The organism is Seleniivibrio woodruffii (genome assembly GCF_029267515.1).
Taxonomy (GTDB): Bacteria; Chrysiogenota; Deferribacteres; order Deferribacterales; family Geovibrionaceae; genus Seleniivibrio; species Seleniivibrio woodruffii_A.
Map to the genome: position 1 here is coordinate 153,214 of NZ_JAJUIS010000004.1, position 22,224 is coordinate 175,437.

A 22,224-nucleotide genomic window follows, 5' to 3' on the forward strand; every position below is an offset into this window, starting at 1 on the left:
ATGAACATCATCCTCATAAAACCCGAAGAGACGAACGGCGATTCCGCTTACATCACAGGCGAAAGATGCGCACATATAAGGCACGTACTGAAACTCGGTATCGGCGGCAGTCTGAAAGCCGGAATACTCGGCGGAAAGCTCGGAAACGCTCTGATCACCGATATGCAGACGGACGGCATCGGTCTGCGGCTTGACTGTGAGCAGGAACCGCCCACCCCCATATCCGTCAGCCTCGTTCTGGCACTGCCCCGCCCGAAGGTGTTCAGAAGGATATTCTTCGGTCTGGTCTGCGCAGGAATAAAAAACATCCACATAATAAACTCATGGCGCGTGGACAAAAGCTACTGGGAAAGCCCCTACCTTCAGCGCACCGATGAATATATCTTTGACGCTTTGCAGCAGTCAAAGGACACCTTACCTCCTGAGGTAACGTTCCACAGATATTTCATGGAATTCATAGAAAGCGGGCTTTCTGAAATGCCTGAAAAAAGATATATCGCGCACCCGGCGGGGGCTGAAATTGAGAAATTTGAAAAGCCTCTGTGCCTCACAGTGGGATGCGAGGGCGGTTTCATTCAGAAAGAGCTGGATACCTTTGAAAAGCACGGATTTCAGCAGTTTTCCATAGGCAAAAGAATTCTGACAACAGAATACACGGTACCTTATATTCTCGGCATGATGAGATAAGGCGGCGCGAAGCCGCCGTATTATTTATCCGAGAGGAACACAAACGTCGGTGATAAGCTGTTCCTCCGGCGTGTTTATGGGCAGATTTCTGTATATCTGGATTGTGGGCATATCATTTTTATAAACGCGTCCGCTGGCAGGAAGCCATTCCTCAAAGAGCCGTCTGTAAACTTCCGCCAGCCCGTAGTAGCTGCCGACGTGTCTGTATACGGCGTAGTCGCCGCCTTCCACAACTGTAACGGCGACGGGAGCCGCCGCCTGAAAATCTTCGGGGCAGGTCACACACGCGTCATAGCGGCACTGATCTGTCTTTGAAGGGTCGTCATAGCATATACCGATGAACATGGATTTATCTGTAACAAGCGGCATCACTGACGGGTGCATCATAAGTGTCATCCATGCAGGTGTACACTGATCGTATGCACCGACGTGACGGACACTCGCTGTTTTAATATTCTCAAACTTCTGTACTGTAACTTCCATAAATACCTCCGTTTTTTCCGCGCATTATACCCGTCAAAACGTTTATCTGCATAGTAAAAGATTGACCTTTGGCGAATTTAGGAGTTAACATTACAAATGTTTTACGATTATACAAGAAATAAAGATATTTCGGACTACGGCGCGGACAGAAAAATGCGTTTCGATGCCGTGCTTAAAATTTTTCAGGAAGCGGCAGTGGCGCACTCCGCAAGCGTCGGCTATTCCGCAGACAGCTACATGGGCAAAGGAAACATATGGGTTCTTAACAGACTCATGCTCCATGCCGTTGTGTTCCCCGACTTTTCAAAAGAGATATCCGTGCGCACATGGTCCCGCGGGCTGGACAGGTTCAAGGGTTTCAGAAACTATGAGATACGCGCCGACGGCGAGCTTTGCGTAAGAGGCTCAAGCATCTGGCTTTACATCGACATAGAGAAAAAACGCCCTGTGCGTGTGACACAGGCGATGCTTGAGGACTATCAGAGCGAAAACGTATGCAACATGTGCGGCATTATAGACGGGTGGGACAGAAAAGACGCAGACAGCTATGACAGGTCGGTGCAGGTTCAACTCCGTCCCGCGGATTTCGACATAAACACCCATATGAACAACATAAGATACGGCGAGATACTCAGTCTTGCCTCCTCTGACATGGACTTTACGGGAAGAACGGTGGGGCTGTTCTATAACCACGAGATAAAGCCTGAAACAAAGTTCGTTGACGTTAAGATTGCGGACGAAGAGAAAAGCCGCATCGTTTCAATATACGATGGCGAGACACTCGCCTGTCTCTGCGAAATAATATAAAAAAAGGGCTCTGCCTTAAAGACAGAGCCCCGGACATTTTATCTTTTTACAGCCGTTCTTGGACTGTATGCCGTATCGACGACAAGACCCAGTTCAGCCGCAACATCAGACCATTTAATCCACTTAAAGTTTGTGGAAACATCGCCTGTGGTGCTGTTGGTATCCTGACCGTCGTGGACTATCAGAACACCCTGCGCGAACGTTGATCCTATGGGGTAATTTATGACGTCGAGACCATCACAGTCCTGACTGCCGTCGACCCCTTTACCGTTGTCTATAACCGTGAAACTGGCTATAAAGGCGTTAGTGACCCTGTCAAAAACGCTGAAGGTATTGCTCCCCTGACTGGAGATTATGATATAGCCTTCGCCGCCGCTTCTGTAATAGATTGAAATACCCTCTATGTCCGCGTAAAGGTTATAGTCGCCCTCTTCGAAAAGCGCGTTGTCAAGGGTGACATCCCCGCCTTCGGGTTCCGCCGTAACTCTGTAAACGCCTACGCCTTCCTGATTGATGTAGAGTATTCCGTACTCCTGATCAACAACCATTCCTTCCGCGTATTCGTCGTCGTCTCCCGCGTTCATAGTGATTGTACGCACGAGAGTCCATGTCACTTTTCCTGCGTTTTCAGTCAGTCTGAACTGTCTGACAAGGTTCGAATCGTTCTGGGTAGCAAACGCGTAGAAAGCGCCGGTGGTCGGGTTTTTATAGGTTGCAAGACCGTAAGCCGTGTTTTCGCCGTCATCTCCGCCGAACAGTTTTGCTGCCGCATAGTCCGTAACGTCGGTCAGATAGGGAGCGTTTTCGGATATCGTGTATATTGCGAACCTGTCGTTCTGCCTGTTGCTGAATACAGCAAGATCAACCGTCTGCCCGCCGAGGCTGAAACCGTACATGATTTCAACGTTGTTATATCTTACGTTGCCGGGGTTAACGTCAGTAAGTGTCTGTCCGCTGACGTTGTACACAGAATAACCCGCCTCTTTCTGTGTGGCAAATATCAGTGATTTCGTGTTGTCAGTGGGGTGAATCCAGAACGCAGGGTCGTCTGCGTCGGGCGGAATCTGGGTTGTTCTTGCGCTTTCGAGTGTTGGTTTAACCTGATATGACGTAAGCTCGGAAACGTTTGTAAACCCAGGGGTTATCTCCGCGCCGGAGGGAACGTTTTTGGATGATGTTACAGAATAAGCCGTTGCGGTGTCAAGTTTTCCGTATGTCCATGAGCTTTCTGAAACCGCCCTGTTGTCCATGTATCTTGATGCCGCGTCAACCGTATTGCCGATGGATGCTATGTCAAAAACGGTTGAACCGTAAAGGATGTCACCGGCAGCGCCAGTTGACCATGCGATTGAATCGACAACATAGCCGCTGTCCACCTCACCGTCGTTGTCCGCGTCAAGGTCTGTCCCCACGGCAACGGCTTTGTCCGGGCTGTAGATAAGCATAACACTGGTGCTGCCCGCAGAAAGCGCACCTGAGCCCGAAAACAGAGGCTCGGAAATCGTTACGGTGCTGTTGTGTACTGTTGAGGTGTACGAGGCTGTATTTTTTATTACCGCAAGACCGTTAAGCCCGACGGAATATCCTGAAAGTTTTTTCGCATAATCCGGAACGCCGCCCGCGCTGCCTTTGACAACAGCCACATAGATGTTGTCGAGAGACTGACCGGGGTTCGCCGTTATCTCAATATATTCGTAAAGTCCGCCGTTATAGCCGTTGTTGTATTCGTTCAGAAGAACAAATGGAGCCTGGACAAAGTTATCCTCCCCAGGGGTCAGCTTTGCGTTTGGAGGAAGTGAAACGCTTGCCTCCGCAGGGTCGTAAAGAAGTTCTGCGGGCATTTCGTCTTCATCTTTTGCCGGATCTTCGAAAATGTCGCCGTTTGCCCATGCGTCAACAGAGTTTTTATCCTCGTTTCCGTAGAATCTTGTTGCCGCGTCTGGACTGCTTGCGGACTGTGTCAGTGAGGCTTCGGTGTAAACAATGCCTGTTTCATCCGCCTGCCAGCCCACGGAATCCATCACAACCGCTCCTGAGGGAAGCTCAAGAGTCCCGTCGTCGTTTGCGTCAAGGTCTGTGCCTGCGGTGATTGCGGTTGCGCTTGAAACAACCATATAGGTAATGCTGTCGTGTTCAAGGATACCGTCTTTGAACTGGTCTCCGTCCACGTCTTCATCATATGTGCGGATTGCCGCGTCGTTCACAACAGTTGTGGCAGAGGGCATGTCATTGTATTCATTCGGATTTTTTATTACTATGAGACCGTTGGAACCGACCGTCAGATTGAGTTTCCCAGCATAGTCCACATAGCCGGGGTTTTCGCCTGTAACATCTTCGTCGTCGTCACCGTCAACAGCAATGACATAGATGTTGTTTAAAACTGTACCGGGTGTGGATTTCAGTTCGATGAACTGCATTTTGTGTTCATCTTCGGGAATGTTGACCTTCAGTTCATTGATGAGAACAGAAACTGCTTTGTCTTCGTTTGATGGCGGTTGTTCGACATCGGTAGTTTTTGTGTCGCTGTCAGAACTACATGCGGCAACAAAAAGAGCCGACGCGCAAATAAGTATTGCGCCGAGTATCCTGCGATATTGCATCTTGTATCCTCCGATTAAAAATATCGGTAATATACAGGATGAAAGTCAGTGAATTTTCGAAATTAATACATATTAATATTGAATTATTTATATGGAATTATTCAGCAGACATACCAGGAAACTTGCCTTTTAGATGCGGGCAACTCAGGGTTGCAAACAATAAAAACAAATGAGATTGCTTCACAGCCTGAATCTTCCTTGCAATGACATCAGTTTATGTCTCAGCGAGGAGCACAGCGGCGCGGCAATCTCGTGTTTCAGGCAGTATGAAGCGGCTCCTAAGAGCCGCTCTCATTTACTTAGTCTGTGATTTTACGATTGTAATGCTGTAGCTGGGATCGTTAAAATTCCCGTGCTCAGATGGGTGGTTTTTGAAAAGCCATCCGTCGAAGAAAGGTTCGCCCATTTTGTAGACTTTAATCTTGGCAACGGGGTTTTTCTCTTCAACGCCTCTTGTTGTGATTGTGCCGTCAGCTTCGATAACGAAGTCGGGCATATAGTATTCAACTTCAACAGCGAAGGGTGTTCCCTGAACCTCGGCTTTCTGACCGATAATTACGTCAGCCTGAACGGTTGAGTTGTCCGCTGTGTTTTTAACTTCAAGGATGAGACTTTTGTATTTGTCTGATACTTCTTTGGGAACGTTCACTTTTCTTTCTTTCGGAGCGTTCATTCCAGCGTGTGGGTCTGCGTCTGCGGGAGCGGCATGAGGATCAGCGGGTTGAGCGGATTCTGCTGCGGGAGCCTGCTGTTCTTTTGCTTTGTCTTTGTCAACAACGCCCTGAGAACAGGAGAAAGCGAACACGGAAGCAATAAACAGTGTGATTATTTTTTTCATGACATCCTCTTTAATAGAAGTTGGTACGGAGTGGGAGGGATTTGAACCCTCGATACGGTTTAATGCCGTATACTCGCTTAGCAGGCGAGCGCCTTCGGCCTAGCTCGGCCACCACTCCCAAGAGAACATATAAAACGGAGGAGGTAGGATTCGAACCCACGGAGCGCTCACACGCTCAACGGTTTTCAAGACCGCCTCCTTAAACCAGACTCGGACACTCCTCCGTGTAAGCAGGGAATACTTATAAGATATTCCCATCAATTTTTCAAGCACTATTTGACATAAAAGTAAATTTTTTTTATCAAGCGGTTATGGCGTTTTTACGAACCTCTCTGGATTCCCGCAGAATCTTCCACTGCCCGTCTTCCGTCACCAGAGCGGTTTTTGAATAGTATGAAACAAGGCTTGCGCCTTCGTGGATGTACTCGATGTACTTCACCTCGGCAAGCCCTCCTTTCTCCTGCTCGGTAACTATCTTTACACCCGCGTGGGTGCATCCGGCAGTCTGTTTTGAAAAGTGTTCTGAAAACGAATCTTCACTGAAAAAACGGCAAAGATCGCTGCGCTCGGAATAGAGGCTGAAAACGCCCTTTCCGTCCAGATTGCGGTAACATTCAGCCCGAAACTGAATAACCTCAGAAGGTGTCAGTGTCTCCGTCATATGCCCTCAGCCCGAAATAGCCTTCAATGTCTATATCCACCTCTTTCCCGCCGGAAAAGAGGGACAGCCGTATCATCTCAAGAAGCTGACGGAACGTTCTTCTGTCCGTCGCGCTTACGAGACATACCTTATTATATCGTTGAATCAGGTTTTCAACATCGAAAATTCGCGAATATTTTTCCGGCTCTTCTCCGTCGGGTACTATGCCCGTTGCCAGATATTCCCGCTCGAAATCTTCCAGTAGGTCTATCTTGTTCAGCACCAGTATCTTGTCCCTGTCAGAAAGCTCAAGCTCCGCAAGAATCAGCTCCACAGAACGCGCCCTCGCATTGAACCCATCGGACGCAATGTCCAGAACGTGCACCAGAAGGTCAGCCTCCGCAAGTTCCTCCAGCGTGGATTTGAAAGCGCCTTTCAGATTTTCCGGAAGGTCGCGTATGAACCCCACCGTGTCGGTGATTATAACGTCCTTCTCCTCCGGAAAACGTATCCTTTTAGAGCTGGTGTCAAGTGTTGCAAACATAAGATTGTCCGCGTATACCTCGCTCTGGGTCAGGCTGTTCAGAAGCGTAGACTTGCCCGCGTTGGTGTAGCCGATGATCGATACAACGGGCAGTTCGTTCCGGTTTCTGCGGGAACGCATGGTCTCGCGGTTCTTCTCTATCTGTTTCAGCTTGCCCGAAAGGAAGGCTATCCTCTCGTTCACGCGTCTTTTGTCTATCTCAAGTTTAGTGTTACCCGGACCACGCCCGCCGATACCGCCTGTGAGCCTCGAAAGTGCGTCGTCCTTCGTCGTAAGCCTCGGCAGCAGATATTTCATCTGCGCAAGCTCAACGCGTATCTTTCCCTCATTGGTCTTTGCCCGTTTAGCGAAGATGTCCAGAATAAGCTGTGGACGGTCTATAATCTTCATATCGGTGAAATCCGCAATGGAGCGGGACTGCGCAGGGGTAAGCGGGTTGTCGAACACAAGGAACTCCGCTCCGGTCTGCATAGCTTTGATAACGATATCTTTCAGCTTACCGGAACCTATCACATATTTGGGGTGTATCTGGTCTTTCACCTGAATAACAGTGTCGGTTATCTCCATGTCGGCGCTACGGGCAAGCTCTTTCAGCTCCGCCATGTTGTCCTCGCCGAAATTTTTCGACTTATAACAGCCCACAAGCAGCGCATAGGGCTTGTCCTGCACCTTGTGCAGTTTCTTTGTTTTGGACGCTATTTCGCTGTCCAGTTCGGCTATGAAGTGTTCATAGTCGGTTTTCTGCCTGTAAATGTCGGTATCGGGCAGATATGAGTACATGCTGTCCGCATCCGGCGGCAGAAGATGTGCCGTTTTCAGCCCGTTGGGGTTGCCCTGCGGGTCGAAATATACGGCGGTAACGCTGTCCAGACGCAGAAGCGCAAGGTCGGTGATGTCGTCCTCGGTGATGTTCTCGCGGTAAAGATGTGTATGCAGAAGCCTTATGCCGCGCAGATTTCCGGGCACAAGCCTGAAACGCGACAGGGAAGGAATGAAAAGTCCGCGGGTATCGCCCACTATCACAAATTCAACAGCACCCTTCCTGTCGGCAAGAACGCCGACCTGCCTGTTTATCTCCATGGAAATTGAACAGAGCGCCTTTGCAAGCTCCGGCTGGATAACCTCCCGCGTGCCCGCTTTGCGCCCGTATAAATTCTCAAGTCTTTTTATCTGCTGGGGCTTCAGCCCTATGATATTGCCGTGTAGTATCTCTTATTCTCCGTATTTAAATACCGCCGCGCACGCTCCCTCTGAAGACACCATGCAGGGACCCACTGGGCTGTCCGGTGTGCAGGCGCTGCCGAAAAGGGGACATTCGCTGGCTCTGATGTATCCTTTCAGAACCTCGCCGCATCTGCATCCGGGGGTTTCCTTCTCCCCTTCAAGGCTGATGCCGAATTTCTCAAACGCATCGTATTCTTTATATTCCGGTCTGAATGCCAGACCGCTGTCTTCTATCCAGCCGATGCCGCGCCACCAGCATCCCTGCTTCTGATATACGGTGTTGAGGATGTTCTGAGCTTTTTTGTTGCCCTCTTCAGAAACAACCCTGCCGTACATGTTTTTCACTTCGTATTTTCCGGTGTTCACCTGACGCACCATCTCAAGCACTGAAGACAGTATGTCCACAGGCTCGAATCCGGTTATAACAGCCGCCATGTTGTGCTCCACCATCGGATCGTAAAGGGATGTTCCCGTCACCACTGTGACGTGTCCGGGACAGACGAAGCCGTTTATGTTGAGGTTCTCGTCATCGAGTAGGATGCCGAGCACCTCCGGCATGGTCTTGTTATATGGTGTTACGGACACGTTTTTTACGCCCTGCTGTTTGGCAACCAGAGCAACGGAAGCCACTGCGGGGGCTGTGGTCTCGAAACCGATACCGATGAAAACTGTCTCTTTGCCTGTCTCCTTTGCCACCTTTATAGCGTCCAGAGGAGAAAACACTATGCGGATATCCGCTCCGGCACTTTTAAGCTCCTGCAAATTCTGTCCCCTGCTGCCGGGCACCTTCATCATATCGCCGAAAGTGGTGATAACGGCGTCCTTTTCAACCAGTTTGAAGATACCGTCTATCTCGCACTGGGGAGTTACGCAGACGGGGCAACCGGGCCCTGAGACCAGCTCTATGTTCTTTGGAAGTACGCTGCGGATGCCGAATCTGGCTATCGCCATGGTATGACTGCCGCAGACCTCCATGAATCTGTATTTTCCTGTGGCTTCCCTCTGTATCTGTTTTATAAGAGCGGCGCACAGCTCCTTGTCTCTGAATCCCTCAACGAGCTTCATCCGTTTCCATCCTGTCCATCTCGTCAGCAAGCTCGGAGAGCGCCTCAAGGGTCTTTATAGCCTCTTCCTCGTCCATCTTCGCAAGCGCCATGCCTGCGTGCACCATAACCCAGTCGCCTATGACGACCTCGTCTGGCAGCATCATCGTAGACACCTCGCGTTTAGTGCCCGCTATGTCCACCACAGCGGAGTATTCATCCATTGTTACTATCTTTCCGGGAAATCCAAGGCACATAGTCCCCCTCCTTAAAAAAAATCAGACTGCCCCGTCGCAATGTTCCTCGCAGAGACGTCTTTGCGAGTGAAGCGAAGCAATCTCATATTATATTCTGTAATATCTTCTATGCGGCGTACCGCTTAAACCTCTGTGTATCAGTGCGGCAACAACCCCTGCGGCAAATCCGCCGATGTGCGCAAGAAAAGCCACGCCGGAACCGCTGCCCAGCACTCCGAGAAACTGCATCCCAAGCCACAGAAGCAGGTATATCACCGCCGGAATATCCATTATGCGGATGAAAAACGGCAGCAGGAAAAGCGTCCGCACCTGCGACTGGGGAAAATATATGAGATATGCGCCCATAACGCCCGCCAGCGCACCGCTTGCTCCAACCATAGGTATCTGCGAAGCGGTATCGGAAAGTACCTGAACACCGGCTGCACACAAACCGAACACAAAATACATGACGGCAAAGCCGAAATGCCCCATCCGCTCTTCGACATTGTCGCCAAAGATGAACAGGAAATACATGTTGCCAAGGATGTGCATAAAACCGCCGTGCATAAACATATGGGCTATCAGCGGAGTCACCTTTTCAGAGAACGGCAGAACCTCGGACGGCATAAAAAGATTGCGGGCTATCAATCCGTATTCCATGACATACTGGTTAGGATGCGGGTTCACACCCATGTACATCATCCAGAAAACAACCACGTTTATCAGTATTATACCCCATGTTACGACGGGGTATATTCCTGTTTTAAAGGAATCTGACAGTGGAAACAATTTGGCACCTGTTAAAGTCTTATAATTTTGTCCGCAGCAAAAAGCCTGTTGGCAACTGTAAGCGCGTCCGTCACTTTGCCCGCTTTCAGCTCGTCCACCAGATTAAAATAGTTAAGACAGGCTCCGCACGCAAGGACTTCCACACCAAATGACTCAAGCTCTTTCACCATTTCAGCAGTCTCAAGATTGAGAGTTACCATGCGAACACTGTTATTGACGAATATTACAGTTTTCGGGAGCGGATTTACATGTTTCAGATTGCCGATGAAGCCTTTCATGAGCATCTTACCAAGCTCCTGCTCCTCGCTGCCGACACATTCTCCTGTTATAAAGACCACTGCATTGGCAGAACTTTCCGGTTGTTTTTCAGCAATGGCGCAGTCGTAGCCTTTCGCCGCGTCTATCTGGTAACAGCCGCCTTCAATCTCCTTGACAGAGACCGTACATCCGTTAGCCTCGCAAAAATTCTTCACGTTTATGCACGAGCCTTTGTTGTCCACGGTTATGGACACAACGCCCTCGGTTATTTTGTCAAGCTCCGCTTTCATGAGCAGAACGGGTTGGGGACATGCCATCCCTCTGGCATTTATCATATTTTCCTCCATTACCATTTTACGGGTTTTGTGTGACAGGCGGTACAAAGTGTGCTGTCCGGCACTTTTGCTGTTTTTCTTATTTTGTCATGGCAGGTGAAGCACATACCCTCTTTTGTCTTTTTAATGGGTTCGTTCTCTTTAACTCCGCCCTCATGGCAGGCTCCACATTCCAGTTTCGCTTCGAAGTGCAGTCTGTGATAAGCCTTTAATGAGCTGTTCTCTTCCGCCTGTTTGTCAAATTTATCCAGCAGTCTGTATTTGTTGCCTTCATACAGCAGGCTGAAACTCCATGCCGCTATGAAAACTATCACTATAGACAAAAGACTGCGGATAAGTACCTTTTTGACGTTCTTTTCCTGTGCGCTCATCGATTCTCCCCTATGCAATGAATATCTACAGTTATAATCAATCGCAGTGGGAAAATCCATTAAAGAATGAATGAAGACATTATAATTGGTGATTTGATAAGTGTTAACAAGCTATTGGTTTGCTTTTTAGAAGCGAGCAGTTCAAGGCGTTTGTTCTCCTGAATTTTGGTGGTTAGATGCAAGTTATACAAGGAAGAACGAGAGAGAGGGCTGCGAGCATACAAACAAGTATGTGAGCAGTTCCGAGCGAGAACTGACGACGTAGAGCGCTGCATATAAGCGCCCAAAAAAAAAGGGGCGGTTTTGAGCCGCCCCTCGGTGATTACTTCTTATGGCAAGTGTTACAGGAAGTCTTAACTTTCTTCTCTTTGTGACACTTGATGCAAAGCTCGTCGTGGAAGACGTTTTTGGAACCTTTAACTTCTTTCACTTCAAACTTCAGAACACCGGGTTCAGAGTGACATTCCGCACATGCTACCCTTTCAGCGTGACCTTTGTGGTCGAAGATAACGGGTGCTTTTGTGGGTGCCGGAACGTGGCGCTCTGCAAGATTTATGGTTTCAGAACCTTCGAGCATAGCCATATCTTCTGCAGTGTTAACGGGACCAGCGGGTTTTGCTTCCTCTTTTGGTTCCTCGTGTTTTTTCTGCTGTGCATGTTCCTCAACCTTTTCAACGGGCGGAGTCCATGTGTCGATGGCTGTTGCAAGTTCTGCAACCTTGTCAAACATCATATCGAAGTATTCGGGGTTGTGAACGCCTTTTGATCCGTCGTTCTCCAGAATACGGAGGATGTTTTTCATTTCATTGAAGAGTGCAAGTTTGGCTGCGGGCATACCCCTTCTCTGACCTGCATATTTGTCGCGAGTGGACTGAGCTTTCGCCAGTTTCTGCATATATGCGGACTGTGTCTCCTTCATGATGTCACTGTAGCTGGCATCGTGACATGAGGCGCATTTTTCAGGAGTGGGTTTGGAGAACGCATCGTCGTGGCAGTCTGAACACTGAAGGTCTGCCATGTACCATGCGTCGCCTTTAACAGATTTGGAATATGTACCCTGCTGAACGCCTTTCTGCATAGTGTGGCACACTGCACAGTTATCGTTTGCGGGAACTTTCGCAACGTTTCTGTTTTCATCGTGACATTTGAAGCAGGTTTCCATTTTGGGTTTGTGGTTCTTAACGCCCGCGTGTCCAATGCCAAGGTGACAGTCGAAGCAGGTTACGCCTGCTTTGTAGTGTTTAAGGTGATCGGGGTTAACTCCGATGGGACCTTCTTTCATTATATCGGGTCTACCGAATTTTTCGCGGTATTCCGGATTCACAACATCGTCAATCGGTCTGAATTCGCCCAGAACCTTGATCATAGTGTTGCGTCTGATTTTTCTGTTGAAATCGTCAGAGTGGCAGAAAACGCATGAATCCAGAGATGCGGCATGTGCAGCAGCTTTAGGATCGGTACCGAATTCTGTCAGATGCTTGATGACATCTTCTTCAGACGTAAAGATTTCGTGATAAAGGCTTCTCATACCGGCAACAACGTGGGCGTCTAAATAGCCCTGAATGCCGGGTGCGCCGTGACAGTCGAGACAGCCGACGCCGGCCTCGCTGTGGATACCTTTTCTGAAGGAATAGTACTCGCCTCTTACCTCGACAGCCTCTTTCGGGTGGCAGGTTTTGCAGAACTCAGGCTTGCTTGTCGCATGCATCATCTGCAATGAGCCGTAACCGCCGACCGCGATTATCACTGCCAATATCAAGGTAAAGATGAGAGGATCTTTCCTGCTAAACTCTTTCAGCTTTTGCCACATGGCAACCCCCTAGATAAAGCCGAAAGGGCGGACACCCGTTAAATGTCCGCCCCATCATTATTTTTGATATTAAGCAACGAAAAGAAGGATAAGAGCTACAACAAGTGCATAGATAGCAAGTGATTCGATCAGTGCAAGACCGATGATCATTGTTGTAGAGATTTTACCAGCAGCGCTGGGGTTTCTGGAGATACCTTCAACAGCACCTTTGATAGCGTTACCCTGACCGATACCGGTACCGAGAGCTGCAACACCGATAGCAAGACCTGCACCGATGTATTTTGCCCATGAAGCGTCTGCAACAGCACCTGCTTCAGCTGCGGAAGCTACGCCTGCAACTGCGAAAAGTGCAGCAACAGAAAGAACGATTCTTACAAGTTTAGACATTTTGTCCTCCGTGTTAATTATATCTCTTAGTGTGCTTCTTCAAGTGCACCACTGATATAGATCATTGAAAGCATCATAAATACATACGCCTGAAGCAGTCCTGTGAAGATGCCCAGAAAGAACATGGGCAGCGGAACAAGGAAAGGAACAAGCATGAACAGGATGATGATAACGAGGTCTTCACCGAAGATGTTACCAAAAAGCCTCATGGACAGAGAAAGGGGTCTTGCGAGGTGCCCGATAAGCTCGATGATGAGCATCAGAGGCGCAAGCCACGAAACCGGTCCGAGGAAATGTTTAATGTAGTGGGAACCATGGGTCTTTATACCTATGTACTGGTATAAAACAAAAACAACCAGTGCGGGAGCAACGGTTGAGTTAAGGTTTGAAGTTGGTGCAAGGAAACCGGGAATCAGACCAAGCAGGTTTGAAAATGCCACATAAAGACCGATACCGAAGATAACCGGAATGTAAGGTCTTCCGTGGTGTCCCATAACGTCGTCGCACATTCCGTAGATAGCTTTGACCAGAAGCTCAACGGCGTTCTGACCTCTGCCTGGAACTTCGGCCTTCGCACGCAGTGCAAAACCGCCCAGCGCAAGACAGACGAGCACAACGATGAACGTCATGACAACGTGCCAGTAGGTATGGGAAAAGCCCATGCCGAAGAGCATGGATACATTAAGCGGGTGTTCCATCATTCTTCCCCTTTAAATTGTTATATATCGCAACAATCGGCACACACACGGGCAGGATAGTAAGCCCGACCAGCATACCTGTAACGTTTAATTCAAGCGGTACTATGCAGTACCATGCAAAAAAACCGGAAACCAGCAGCCTGAACATTCCCCAGAGAACCATCAGACCCGCCCTGCCCTCGTCAACAACTTTCCGCACGCCCTTAGAAAGGTAGCGGAAGTTTACGGCACCCAGCAGAAAACCCGCCGCTATACCGTTACAAAACGCAGGTTCAAATACAAACGTGAATACTGTATACAATATTCCGCAAAAAATCAATGACAGAATTAATATTTTATTTTCTATCTTCATCGTCTAACAAGTCTGTTTTTTTCAGAAAGTAAACCATGTTTTTAAATCCAGCTATTATCCCGCATATGAGAAAAAGCAGAAAAAGCCATGGCTTTGTGCCGAATGTTTTGTCCAGCCACCAGCCCATGGCGCCGCCTATGATAACCGAGAACGCCAGAGATGTTCCCACCGAACTGGCGTTCGCCATTCTTTTTACAAACTTGTCTACCTCTCTTTTCTGCACCATTATTATTACGCCGTTCTACAGAGCTTTGAGACTTTCAAAGTGTGCTTTCGCCGTCTTTTCAAGGTCAGCCTCAGTGTGCGCAGAAGAGACGAACATCGCCTCAAACTGGCTGGGCGCAAGGTTGATGCCGCGGTTGAGCATTTCGTGGAAGAATTTAGCATATTTGCCGGTGTCAGACTTCATTGCATCCTGAAAGCTGTCAACACGCCCCTCTGTGAAGAACATGCAAGCCATGGATTCAACGCGGTTGAAGGCATAGTTCAGTCCGAGTTTTTTACAGTTGTCAGCCATTGCATCGTAAAGAATATCAGACTTTGCTTTCAGATTCTTATAGAAATCCGGTTCGGAAAGTTTTTTAAGCATCGCTATCCCTGCCGCAGTGGCAAGGGGGTTGCCGGACAGAGTTCCAGCCTGATAAACGGGACCGATAGGGGACATCATGGACATTATCTCGCGCTTTCCGCCGAAAGCACCTACGGGTAGCCCGCCGCCGATTATCTTGCCCATTGTGGTGATGTCGGGCATCACGCCGTAATATTCCTGTGCGCCGCCTTTAGCGATGCGGAAACCGGTGATGACCTCATCGAAAAGCAGAACTATTCCGTCGCTGTCGCAAGCCTTGCGAAGATCCGCGAGAAAACCGTCTTTCGGCAGAACAAGTCCCATGTTGCCTGCAACGGGTTCCACAAGGAGACATGCTATCTGCCCTTTGTTCTCTGATATCAGCTTTTTAACAGATTCAATATCGTTGTACTGAGCTATAAGTGTGTGTTTCGCGAAATCTTCCGGAACACCTGGGCTTGATGGCTGGTTAAATGTCAGAAGTCCGCTGCCGGATTTAACAAGCAGGCTGTCGGAGTGACCGTGGTAGCAGCCTTCAAATTTGATTATCTTATCGCGTTTTGTGTAGGCACGGGCAAGGCGGATGGCGCTCATGAGCGCTTCCGTGCCGGAGCTCACCAGACGAACCATCTCAACGGAAGGCACCATGCCGCAGATGAGCTTAGCAATGTCCAGTTCCGCCTTTGTGGGTGCACCGAAACTTGTGCCGAGTTCAGCGGCGTGCCTGACCTCGTTTATGATATCGTCGTCTGCGTGACCTGTTATCATGGGTCCCCAGGAGCAGACATAATCTATGTATTCTTTTCCGTCTTCACTGTAGATTTTAGAACCTTTCGCGCTCCTAACAATAACAGGGTCGCCGCCCACGGAGCCGTAGGCACGCACAGGGCTGTTAACTCCGCCCGGAATAAATTTTTTGGATTCTTCGAAGATATTCATCGTCATCTCCCGAAATATATTTGTGCAGATAATACAAGATATGGGTGCGTCTCTCAACTGTTAACTTATACAGCCACGCATTTTAATCACTCCAATTGATTTACCCGTCTGAGATATAATAAAACAATTAAACTTCCAGTTGAATAAAACAGGATATAGTTAGCATTTAAATCACCATGTTTTCACATGTATAAAAAAATTTAAACCTTTTAATATAAGACAAATAGACTGCCAACGATTAAAAAGATATGCGATTCGTGTTGCGCGCCTAATGAACCATGGTAATATTCATCCACAGGGTGATATCTTATTTTTTTCTTATTGGAGGCTCCTGCATGTCTAAAACCATCGCAATCGAGCCGCTGACACGGATTGAAGGACATCTCAAGGTTGAAACACACACCGACAGCCAAAGGGTGACCGATGCCTTTATCAGCGGACAGATGTATCGCGGCTTTGAAAAATTCCTTGAAAACAGACATCCGGTTGACGCGGCGAGAATAGCCCAGAGAGTTTGCGGCGTGTGCCACGAGGTTCACGGCGTTGCGTCTATTATTGCGCTTGAAGATCTTTACAACAACCCCTCTCCCCGAAACGGACATATCCTGAGGGACATGATTCTTGGTCTGCACCTTATCACAGACCATTTTCTTCATTTTTATACTCTTTGCGTACCTGACTTTGTAGATTTCACGCAGATACTTAACTATAACGGCGGGGACACGGAGATTCTGGCGCTCAAAAACTGGGTTTCAAAGACCAAGCCACAGTTCGTTCTCAAGCGCAACGCGGGAAACTATATAACCCACACCTCCACGGCACTCGGCATCGTTGCAAACTATTTTCAGGCGCTGAAGATACGCAGCATGGGAGCTTCCGGCATGGCGATAATCGGCGCGAAGGCTCCTTTCTCCCATGCGGTTCTGCCCGGCGGCATAACGACGGACATAACGCCGGATAAGCTGATGTATTATCACAACGTTCTTGAAAAGGTGAAACACTTCACCGTCAACTGTTACATCCCCGACGTTATGGCGGTTGCGAAGCATTTCAAGGAATATTTCAACATAGGGGTAAGCTACGGCAACTTCTACTCAAATAAAACGTTCACAGCGCTGGGTAAACCGATATTCGAGAGCGGAGTCATCTTAAACGGCAAAAGGGAAGCCTTTTCCATGGCTAACGTTAAGGAATATCTCGATACCTCATTTTACGACGGAAGCGGAAATCCGAACCCGAAAAAGAAAAACGCTTACAGTTGGACAAAATCGCCCAGATATAAAGGCGAACCTGTGGAGGTAGGACCTCTGGCAAGACTGATAATAGGTAACAACAGCTATTTCAGCGGCATGATGAAAAAGCTCGGCGCACCCGTCAAGTCTTCCACCATGGCGCGCCACGTCGCGCGGGCTGCTGAAACCAGGATACTCCTCGACCATATGTACAATCTTCTGGATTCATATCGTTTCGGCGAACCGACCATAAGGCAGGTGGACTTCGCCAGAAAGGTCAGCGGAAAGGGCATAGGGCTTTCTCTTGCGGCACGCGGAGACCTTATCCACCAAATCGAAGCGTCGAACGGTAAAATAACCAGATATAACATGATTGTGCCGAGCACATGGAATTTCGGTCCCGCGGCAAACGGCAAACGGGGTGTTGTGGAACAGTCCCTCGTCGGAACGCCGGTTGCATACAGCTCCGAAAACTCCATCGAAGTGGGCAGGGTGATAAGAAGCTATGACCCCTGCACAGCCTGTTCCGTGCATTAAGGGGGCGCATCATGAACATGACAAGAAGGCAGTTTCTGGAAAACTGCGCAAAGGTTTCATCCATGGTGTTCGGTTCCTGTGTGTTCACCAATGAGGTTGCAGAAGGATTCACACGTCTTTCCGAATCGAAACGCCCGCAGCTCATCTTTATCCAGTCACAGTGCTGCACCGGATGCAGCATTTCTGCGACATACGGCAACGAAGAGGATTTCATCAATTTTATAAGTAATATAGTGCGGCTTCAGGTGCATCCCAACCTCTCGTTCAGTCAAGGCACCGACTACATGCGCTCCATAATAGAGGTTTCAAACTCCGGTCCATTCTACCTCGTTTGCGAAGGCTCAGTTCCGGCCCGAATGAAAGAGGCTTGCATATTCAACGACGAACCGATGTACGACTATCTCCATAAGCTCATGAAAAAGGCGGCGGCGGTTGTTGCTTCGGGCACATGTGCCTGCTACGGTGGTATTCCGGCATCCAATCAGAACGTCACCGGAGCCATACCAATCGACGAATACATGCGGCGGATGAAGGTTAATAAGCCTCTGATAAAGATACCCGGATGCCCCATAAACCCCGACAGGCTCCTTGGCACTGTGGCTTATATCGTCGCAACCGGCAAGATACCCGAACTTGTTAAAGGCGTACCGAAAAAGTACTATCCAGACCTGATACACAACCAGTGCGGACGCTATCAGGCTTTCAATCAGGGACACTATACGAAGAACTTCGAAACGGAGAAGCTGAACTGCCTCCTGAAAAACGGGTGCAGAGGTCCCGTGACCTATTCCGACTGCCCCACAAGAAGATGGAACGGCAAAGTCAGCGTCTGTATCGAAAGCAACGCACCCTGCATAGGCTGCATACATCAGGAATTTCCGTTCAGAACGGCGCTCTACCTTGAGGAAGAGTCATTCAAAGACCTTACATGGTCTGAAATGAAAAAACAGATGGAGAAATAGCCGTGAAACAAGACTTTAAACAATCCATAAAATTTCGGGCAACACTCTATATCCTCGCCCCGCTGCTGGCGATATTCGCCGTTCTCATCGTTATGGACATGCGCAAAAACTCTCTCACGAAAACCGCCATGAATCAGTACATGGACTACCTGAAAGAGATGATTTTCATGTCCACATACGACTCGCTGAAAAAGGGGAACATGACACTGTTCAGCGAACTGCTCACCGAGATAGGCGACTACGAACTCGTGAAAGAGTTCTCGCTGCTGACTCCGCAGGGATTGGTGCGCTATTCTTCTCACCCCGAATCGGTGGGAAAATCCGAAGACCTGTCCCACGCATCTCAGGACAAAGAGGTGCTTTATGTGGAAAACGGCATAACAACATTCTACTACCCGGTAACAACGGCACAATACTGCCTGCGCTGCCACAGGGAATGGTCGGAAGGAAGTGTCAACTCCTTCTATAAGGTGTCGCTGGACTCCTCTTCCATCTCAAAAATCGAAACAGCTTCATGGATAAACTACATTCTCCTGCTTGTGGCGGGGGTATCCCTCGTCGTCATACTCATAGCTGTCATGCAGAAGCTGGTTTTCGAAAGGCTCCAGAAGGCTAACGACATAATGGACGACCTCTGCTCCGGTCAGGGCGACCTCACCATCGAGATGAAAGTGAGGCGCATGGACGAGATAGGCACCCTGAGAACCAAGATAAACAATTTCATCGGACACCTGCGGGATATGATAGCCGAGCTGAAAGACAAGATCGAGGACGTTGACGGCGACGTTTCCCACATCCGTTCGTCCATGGATACAATAAACGGCTCCGTTCAGGACAACGTTTCAAGTATCGCCACCATATCCGCGTCTTCCGAGCAGGTTTCAGCAACCCTGCACGACAACATACACAACCTCTCCGCAATCACCGACAGTGTGAATGAAAAGAGAGAGGCGATATCGTCTTCACTTAACAACGTAATGGCTATCACAGGAATGATAAACGAAATGACATCGTCTGTTGAATCGCTCAGCAAAACAATTTATGCCCTTGAACAGCGCTCGAACGATATCAACAGCATAACCAACCTTATCAACGAGATTGCCGACCAGACAAACCTGCTGGCGCTGAACGCAGCCATTGAGGCGGCACGGGCGGGAGAAGCCGGACGCGGTTTCGCTGTTGTTGCAGACGAGATACGCAAACTTGCCGAGCGCACAACAAGCGCAACGAACGACATAAAGTCGATAGTTTCGGACAACACGAAGATAATCACAGGAATAGTGAGCGAGATTGACCGCAACAAAGACCACGCCCAGAGCATGAATCAGGGCATCACCGATATTCAGGATTTCACCAGAGAGGTTGAAAAGACGATGGAGGACATCACCAGAAACATTGTCAGTCTGACCCAGATGATGACCCAGAGTATTTCTGCACTGGAAGTGACGCTGAACAGCATCGAAAACGTAAACGACAATATGGCGCACACAGGCAAGGTGTCGAACAGCATCGCGGAAACGTCGAGATATCTCGGTGAAAAAAGTTCGCACATGCGTGCCATCGCAGATAAGTTCAAAACACGATAGAAAAAGTAAGGGGCGGAAAATCCGCCCCTGTTTTATTTTAAGGTCCTGTGATGCAGGTGTCGGGAAATCTATCGGCGTATGTTGATATGTCGCCGTAAGCGCCCATTAACCGTCCTTAACAGCGAAGAAGCCGTATTCCCCAAATATATTTGTGCATATGATGCTAAATTAAGGGGCGCACCTCAACTGTTATCCTGTCCCCAGTTTCAAAAATTCGCTTAAATAAGCGGGTATTCCCGCCTGCACAGAACAGATATCCAATTATAAATGATATTAACTTGAATTAAATCTCATTTCCCTGACTTGCGCATAATAAATCCATGAAAAATACACGATAAAGTACGCTTACTAATTTTAGAGGGGGTATCTCAAAAATGTATTCAAAAAAGTGGATAAAACTGCTTTTGCATTTCGCACTGGTTATCAGTCTCAGCGCTTTGCTGTACTCATGTGGAAACGATGATAATGACGAAGAACCACAGGACAATGCGCCAAAAAACTCGGCAGTCAGCGTTAAGTTGATCCACACTAACGATCACCACTCGTATCTGGACAGTTCGGCATATGATTTAACTATCGACGGAGTGGCCACACGTGTACAAATGGGCGGCTTTGCCAGACTGGCAGAGGTAATACAGGAAGAAAGAACATCGAACAGCATCGTTGTGAACAGCGGCGAGCTGAATGGAACGCTGTATTTCTCAATGTTCAAAGGCGAACCTGACTTCAAAGTCTTTAACGAGCTTGCTCTTGACGGGTATACTCTGGGCAACCACGAGTTTGATGAAGGGGATGAAGGACTTGCAAAACTTATTGAGATAGCGAACTTCCCTATCCTCTCTTCAAACATAACTCCCAAACCTGAAAGTCCTCTCTACAGAGTTAAGGACAAGATAAAACCTTATGTAATCAAAGAAATAGACGGGCAGAAGATAGCCCTTCTCGGTATTCTGAAAGTCGAAAAGACAAAAAATTCGTCAATGGTGTCAGATAACGTCGAATTTACGGACGAAATTGACACGGCGAAAAAATATGTTGCCGAACTCACAGCTCAGGGAATTAACAAGATAATCCTTGTCAGTCACCTTGGATACTACAACGACCTGCTGCTTGCAAAAAATGTTTCGGGCATCGACGTTATAGTCGGCGGCGACACCCATGACCTGTTAGGCAACCCTTCACAGCTTGCAGAGGTGGGACTGAAGCAAACATATGACAACCAGACAGGTCCTTTTGAAGGGTACACTCACGACGGCATAAAAGAAGAAGATCTGGGTTCTTATCCAACCACAGTCTCCGCCCCGGACGGCAACCCTGTTCATGTTGTGACGGCATGGTGCTACGCCAGAGCGGTGGGGATACTTAACGTGGATTTCTCTGCCGACGGTATCGCACAGATGGCAAAGGGAAAGCTGGTCATCCCCGTTGGCGGTCCCTATCAGCAGAAAGATGGATCGGGTACCTTTGTCGATGTTTCAGAAACTGTAAAAACAGCCCTTATTACTGCCATTAACAAAACCAGTCTTTTAAGAACCAAAGAAGTAAACACGACCATTGAAAATATACTGAAACCATACAGAGACCAGATAACAGCGGCTATGTCGCAAGTTGTGGGAACTGTTACAACCACTCTTGGATATGACAGGATCCCGTCCGCATTCACAGCCGGCTCAACACCGACAGGAAGCTATGCAGCACAGATAGTTACCGACGCGTTTAAGCAAACGAACCCGGCTATAGACATAGCTATCCAGAATGCAGGCGGTGTACGCACAACGATCAATCAGGGGACAATAACAATGGGAGACATAATAGCAGTTCTCCCATTCTCCAACACTGTCGCAATGATAAATATGAAAGGATCTGATATTGTTCAGGTACTCAACGAAGCCGCATACTACTCGCTGCACTCAGGTTCATCAGGTGCATTTCCATACGCGTCAGGACTTAGATACGATGTAAATCTGAGCGGTGCCGAAGGAAGTGTAATAACTAATGTTGAGGTTCAGGACAGAACAGCGGGAACATGGTCGACCATCGCTGCAAACACAGTGTATACGGTAGCAACCAACTCGTTCACTGCGCAGGGTAAAGACAACTACCTTTCTTTCAAAAGAGTCCGTGATGCAGACCCTTCAGTTTATGAAGATACGTCAATACTTTACTATATCCCGCTTGTGCAATATTTTGAAAATCTGCCCGGTAAGATTCTGCCGGCTCTTGACACCTCTACTTATTGCCTCAAATCAGTAACTAACTGATACTGATTTCTCATATTTATCAGGGGCGGAAAATCCG

At 48.5% G+C, this 22,224-nt stretch carries 22 protein-coding genes and 2 tRNA genes; 6 read left to right on the forward strand and 18 right to left on the reverse strand.

From position 1 onward, the window contains the following. Complete coding sequence (locus Q7P67_RS05970) at positions 1-687, forward strand: RsmE family RNA methyltransferase (protein WP_303851021.1); 687 nt, start codon at positions 1-3, stop codon at positions 685-687. A gap of 24 nt (positions 688-711) precedes the next feature. Here the strand turns inward: Q7P67_RS05970 and Q7P67_RS05975 are convergent, their stop codons facing one another. Next, a complete protein-coding gene (locus tag Q7P67_RS05975; RefSeq protein ID WP_303851022.1) occupies positions 712-1,170 on the reverse strand; it encodes a GyrI-like domain-containing protein in 459 nt (152 codons plus the stop codon). A 96-nt stretch (positions 1,171-1,266) separates the two neighbouring features. Between Q7P67_RS05975 and Q7P67_RS05980 the strand changes: the two genes are divergently transcribed. After that, the gene (locus tag Q7P67_RS05980; protein ID WP_303851023.1) at positions 1,267-1,977 is read left to right on the forward strand and encodes an acyl-[acyl-carrier-protein] thioesterase; all 711 of its coding nucleotides are present in this window, start codon (positions 1,267-1,269) and stop codon (positions 1,975-1,977) included. A 38-nt stretch (positions 1,978-2,015) separates the two neighbouring features. Here the strand turns inward: Q7P67_RS05980 and Q7P67_RS05985 are convergent, their stop codons facing one another. From Q7P67_RS05985 to hemL, 17 genes are all read right to left on the reverse strand, one after another. Then, positions 2,016-4,577: a phytase gene (locus Q7P67_RS05985; RefSeq protein WP_303851024.1), complete on the reverse strand. Its 2,562-nt coding sequence runs from the start codon at positions 4,575-4,577 to the stop codon at positions 2,016-2,018. Between the two features lie 295 nt (positions 4,578-4,872). After that, the gene (locus Q7P67_RS05990) at positions 4,873-5,415 is read right to left on the reverse strand and encodes a hypothetical protein (protein ID WP_303851025.1); all 543 of its coding nucleotides are present in this window, start codon (positions 5,413-5,415) and stop codon (positions 4,873-4,875) included. Between the two features lie 26 nt (positions 5,416-5,441). Further along, positions 5,442-5,533, reverse strand: a tRNA-Ser gene (locus Q7P67_RS05995). A 17-nt stretch (positions 5,534-5,550) separates the two neighbouring features. Continuing rightward, positions 5,551-5,639 (reverse strand) — tRNA-Ser (locus tag Q7P67_RS06000). A 77-nt stretch (positions 5,640-5,716) separates the two neighbouring features. After that, entirely contained in the window at positions 5,717-6,076 is a 360-nt protein-coding gene (locus Q7P67_RS06005; protein ID WP_303851026.1) for a hypothetical protein, read from the reverse strand. After that, positions 6,051-7,679 (reverse strand): GTPase HflX, encoded by a 1,629-nt coding sequence (gene hflX, locus Q7P67_RS06010; RefSeq protein WP_303851027.1) that lies wholly within the window; start codon positions 7,677-7,679, stop codon positions 6,051-6,053. Before hflX ends, Q7P67_RS06005 begins: the two co-directional genes overlap by 26 nt. Before the next feature lie 132 nt (positions 7,680-7,811). Beyond that, the gene (hypD, locus tag Q7P67_RS06015) at positions 7,812-8,888 is read right to left on the reverse strand and encodes a hydrogenase formation protein HypD (protein ID WP_303851028.1); all 1,077 of its coding nucleotides are present in this window, start codon (positions 8,886-8,888) and stop codon (positions 7,812-7,814) included. Further along, positions 8,875-9,123 (reverse strand): HypC/HybG/HupF family hydrogenase formation chaperone, encoded by a 249-nt coding sequence (locus Q7P67_RS06020; protein ID WP_303851029.1) that lies wholly within the window; start codon positions 9,121-9,123, stop codon positions 8,875-8,877. The genes hypD and Q7P67_RS06020 overlap by 14 nt, the downstream gene beginning before the upstream one ends. Before the next feature lie 87 nt (positions 9,124-9,210). Beyond that, positions 9,211-9,891, reverse strand: coding sequence for a rhomboid family intramembrane serine protease (locus tag Q7P67_RS06025; RefSeq protein ID WP_303851030.1), 681 nt, complete (start codon positions 9,889-9,891; stop codon positions 9,211-9,213). An 11-nt stretch (positions 9,892-9,902) separates the two neighbouring features. Further along, positions 9,903-10,484, reverse strand: coding sequence for a sulfurtransferase-like selenium metabolism protein YedF (gene yedF, locus Q7P67_RS06030; RefSeq protein ID WP_303851032.1), 582 nt, complete (start codon positions 10,482-10,484; stop codon positions 9,903-9,905). An 11-nt stretch (positions 10,485-10,495) separates the two neighbouring features. Then, positions 10,496-10,855: a cytochrome c3 family protein gene (locus tag Q7P67_RS06035; RefSeq protein WP_303851033.1), complete on the reverse strand. Its 360-nt coding sequence runs from the start codon at positions 10,853-10,855 to the stop codon at positions 10,496-10,498. Positions 10,856-11,177: 322 nt separating this feature from the next. Then, positions 11,178-12,665, reverse strand: coding sequence for a cytochrome c3 family protein (locus Q7P67_RS06040; RefSeq protein WP_303851034.1), 1,488 nt, complete (start codon positions 12,663-12,665; stop codon positions 11,178-11,180). Between the two features lie 69 nt (positions 12,666-12,734). Further along, positions 12,735-13,052, reverse strand: a complete 318-nt coding sequence (gene atpE / locus Q7P67_RS06045; RefSeq protein WP_295225500.1) for an ATP synthase F0 subunit C — start codon at positions 13,050-13,052, stop codon at positions 12,735-12,737. Between the two features lie 26 nt (positions 13,053-13,078). Next, positions 13,079-13,753, reverse strand: a complete 675-nt coding sequence (gene atpB, locus Q7P67_RS06050; protein WP_303851036.1) for a F0F1 ATP synthase subunit A — start codon at positions 13,751-13,753, stop codon at positions 13,079-13,081. After that, positions 13,734-14,102: an ATP synthase subunit I gene (locus tag Q7P67_RS06055; protein WP_369696000.1), complete on the reverse strand. Its 369-nt coding sequence runs from the start codon at positions 14,100-14,102 to the stop codon at positions 13,734-13,736. The genes atpB and Q7P67_RS06055 overlap by 20 nt, the downstream gene beginning before the upstream one ends. Continuing rightward, positions 14,086-14,328: an AtpZ/AtpI family protein gene (locus Q7P67_RS06060; RefSeq protein ID WP_303851038.1), complete on the reverse strand. Its 243-nt coding sequence runs from the start codon at positions 14,326-14,328 to the stop codon at positions 14,086-14,088. The genes Q7P67_RS06055 and Q7P67_RS06060 overlap by 17 nt, the downstream gene beginning before the upstream one ends. A gap of 15 nt (positions 14,329-14,343) precedes the next feature. Continuing rightward, positions 14,344-15,615 carry a glutamate-1-semialdehyde 2,1-aminomutase gene (hemL, locus tag Q7P67_RS06065; RefSeq protein WP_369696001.1) on the reverse strand — a complete coding sequence of 424 codons (1,272 nt, stop codon included), beginning with the start codon at positions 15,613-15,615 and terminating at the stop codon, positions 14,344-14,346. Positions 15,616-15,944: 329 nt separating this feature from the next. On the opposite strand from hemL, the gene Q7P67_RS06070 reads away from it, so the two are divergent. The 4 genes from Q7P67_RS06070 (at position 15,945) to Q7P67_RS06085 (ending at position 22,187) form a co-directional block, all read left to right on the forward strand. Continuing rightward, the gene (locus Q7P67_RS06070; protein ID WP_303851040.1) at positions 15,945-17,378 is read left to right on the forward strand and encodes a nickel-dependent hydrogenase large subunit; all 1,434 of its coding nucleotides are present in this window, start codon (positions 15,945-15,947) and stop codon (positions 17,376-17,378) included. A gap of 11 nt (positions 17,379-17,389) precedes the next feature. Next, a complete protein-coding gene (locus Q7P67_RS06075; RefSeq protein WP_303851041.1) occupies positions 17,390-18,340 on the forward strand; it encodes a hydrogenase small subunit in 951 nt (316 codons plus the stop codon). A gap of 2 nt (positions 18,341-18,342) precedes the next feature. After that, the gene (locus tag Q7P67_RS06080) at positions 18,343-19,926 is read left to right on the forward strand and encodes a methyl-accepting chemotaxis protein (protein WP_303851042.1); all 1,584 of its coding nucleotides are present in this window, start codon (positions 18,343-18,345) and stop codon (positions 19,924-19,926) included. A gap of 374 nt (positions 19,927-20,300) precedes the next feature. Beyond that, positions 20,301-22,187, forward strand: a complete 1,887-nt coding sequence (locus Q7P67_RS06085) for a bifunctional UDP-sugar hydrolase/5'-nucleotidase (RefSeq protein ID WP_303851043.1) — start codon at positions 20,301-20,303, stop codon at positions 22,185-22,187. Positions 22,188-22,224: the final 37 nt, after the last annotated feature.

Coding starts and splice junctions, on each gene's coding strand:
- Q7P67_RS06035 (WP_303851033.1), bottom strand. CDS start 10,855: ATGAGCGCACAGGAAAAGAACGTCAAAAAGGTACTTATCCGCAGTCTT.
- hypD (WP_303851028.1), bottom strand. CDS start 8,888: ATGAAGCTCGTTGAGGGATTCAGAGACAAGGAGCTGTGCGCCGCTCTT.
- Q7P67_RS05970 (WP_303851021.1), top strand. CDS start 1: ATGAACATCATCCTCATAAAACCCGAAGAGACGAACGGCGATTCCGCT.
- Q7P67_RS05975 (WP_303851022.1), bottom strand. CDS start 1,170: ATGGAAGTTACAGTACAGAAGTTTGAGAATATTAAAACAGCGAGTGTC.
- Q7P67_RS06005 (WP_303851026.1), bottom strand. CDS start 6,076: ATGACGGAGACACTGACACCTTCTGAGGTTATTCAGTTTCGGGCTGAA.
- Q7P67_RS06060 (WP_303851038.1), bottom strand. CDS start 14,328: ATGGTGCAGAAAAGAGAGGTAGACAAGTTTGTAAAAAGAATGGCGAAC.
- Q7P67_RS06070 (WP_303851040.1), top strand. CDS start 15,945: ATGTCTAAAACCATCGCAATCGAGCCGCTGACACGGATTGAAGGACAT.
- hflX (WP_303851027.1), bottom strand. CDS start 7,679: ATGGAGATAAACAGGCAGGTCGGCGTTCTTGCCGACAGGAAGGGTGCT.
- atpE (WP_295225500.1), bottom strand. CDS start 13,052: ATGTCTAAACTTGTAAGAATCGTTCTTTCTGTTGCTGCACTTTTCGCA.
- Q7P67_RS06040 (WP_303851034.1), bottom strand. CDS start 12,665: ATGTGGCAAAAGCTGAAAGAGTTTAGCAGGAAAGATCCTCTCATCTTT.
- Q7P67_RS06020 (WP_303851029.1), bottom strand. CDS start 9,123: ATGTGCCTTGGATTTCCCGGAAAGATAGTAACAATGGATGAATACTCC.
- Q7P67_RS05985 (WP_303851024.1), bottom strand. CDS start 4,577: ATGCAATATCGCAGGATACTCGGCGCAATACTTATTTGCGCGTCGGCT.
- Q7P67_RS06085 (WP_303851043.1), top strand. CDS start 20,301: ATGTATTCAAAAAAGTGGATAAAACTGCTTTTGCATTTCGCACTGGTT.
- Q7P67_RS06075 (WP_303851041.1), top strand. CDS start 17,390: ATGAACATGACAAGAAGGCAGTTTCTGGAAAACTGCGCAAAGGTTTCA.
- atpB (WP_303851036.1), bottom strand. CDS start 13,753: ATGATGGAACACCCGCTTAATGTATCCATGCTCTTCGGCATGGGCTTT.
- hemL (WP_369696001.1), bottom strand. CDS start 15,615: ATGACGATGAATATCTTCGAAGAATCCAAAAAATTTATTCCGGGCGGA.
- yedF (WP_303851032.1), bottom strand. CDS start 10,484: ATGATAAATGCCAGAGGGATGGCATGTCCCCAACCCGTTCTGCTCATG.
- Q7P67_RS05980 (WP_303851023.1), top strand. CDS start 1,267: ATGTTTTACGATTATACAAGAAATAAAGATATTTCGGACTACGGCGCG.
- Q7P67_RS05990 (WP_303851025.1), bottom strand. CDS start 5,415: ATGAAAAAAATAATCACACTGTTTATTGCTTCCGTGTTCGCTTTCTCC.
- Q7P67_RS06055 (WP_369696000.1), bottom strand. CDS start 14,102: ATGAAGATAGAAAATAAAATATTAATTCTGTCATTGATTTTTTGCGGA.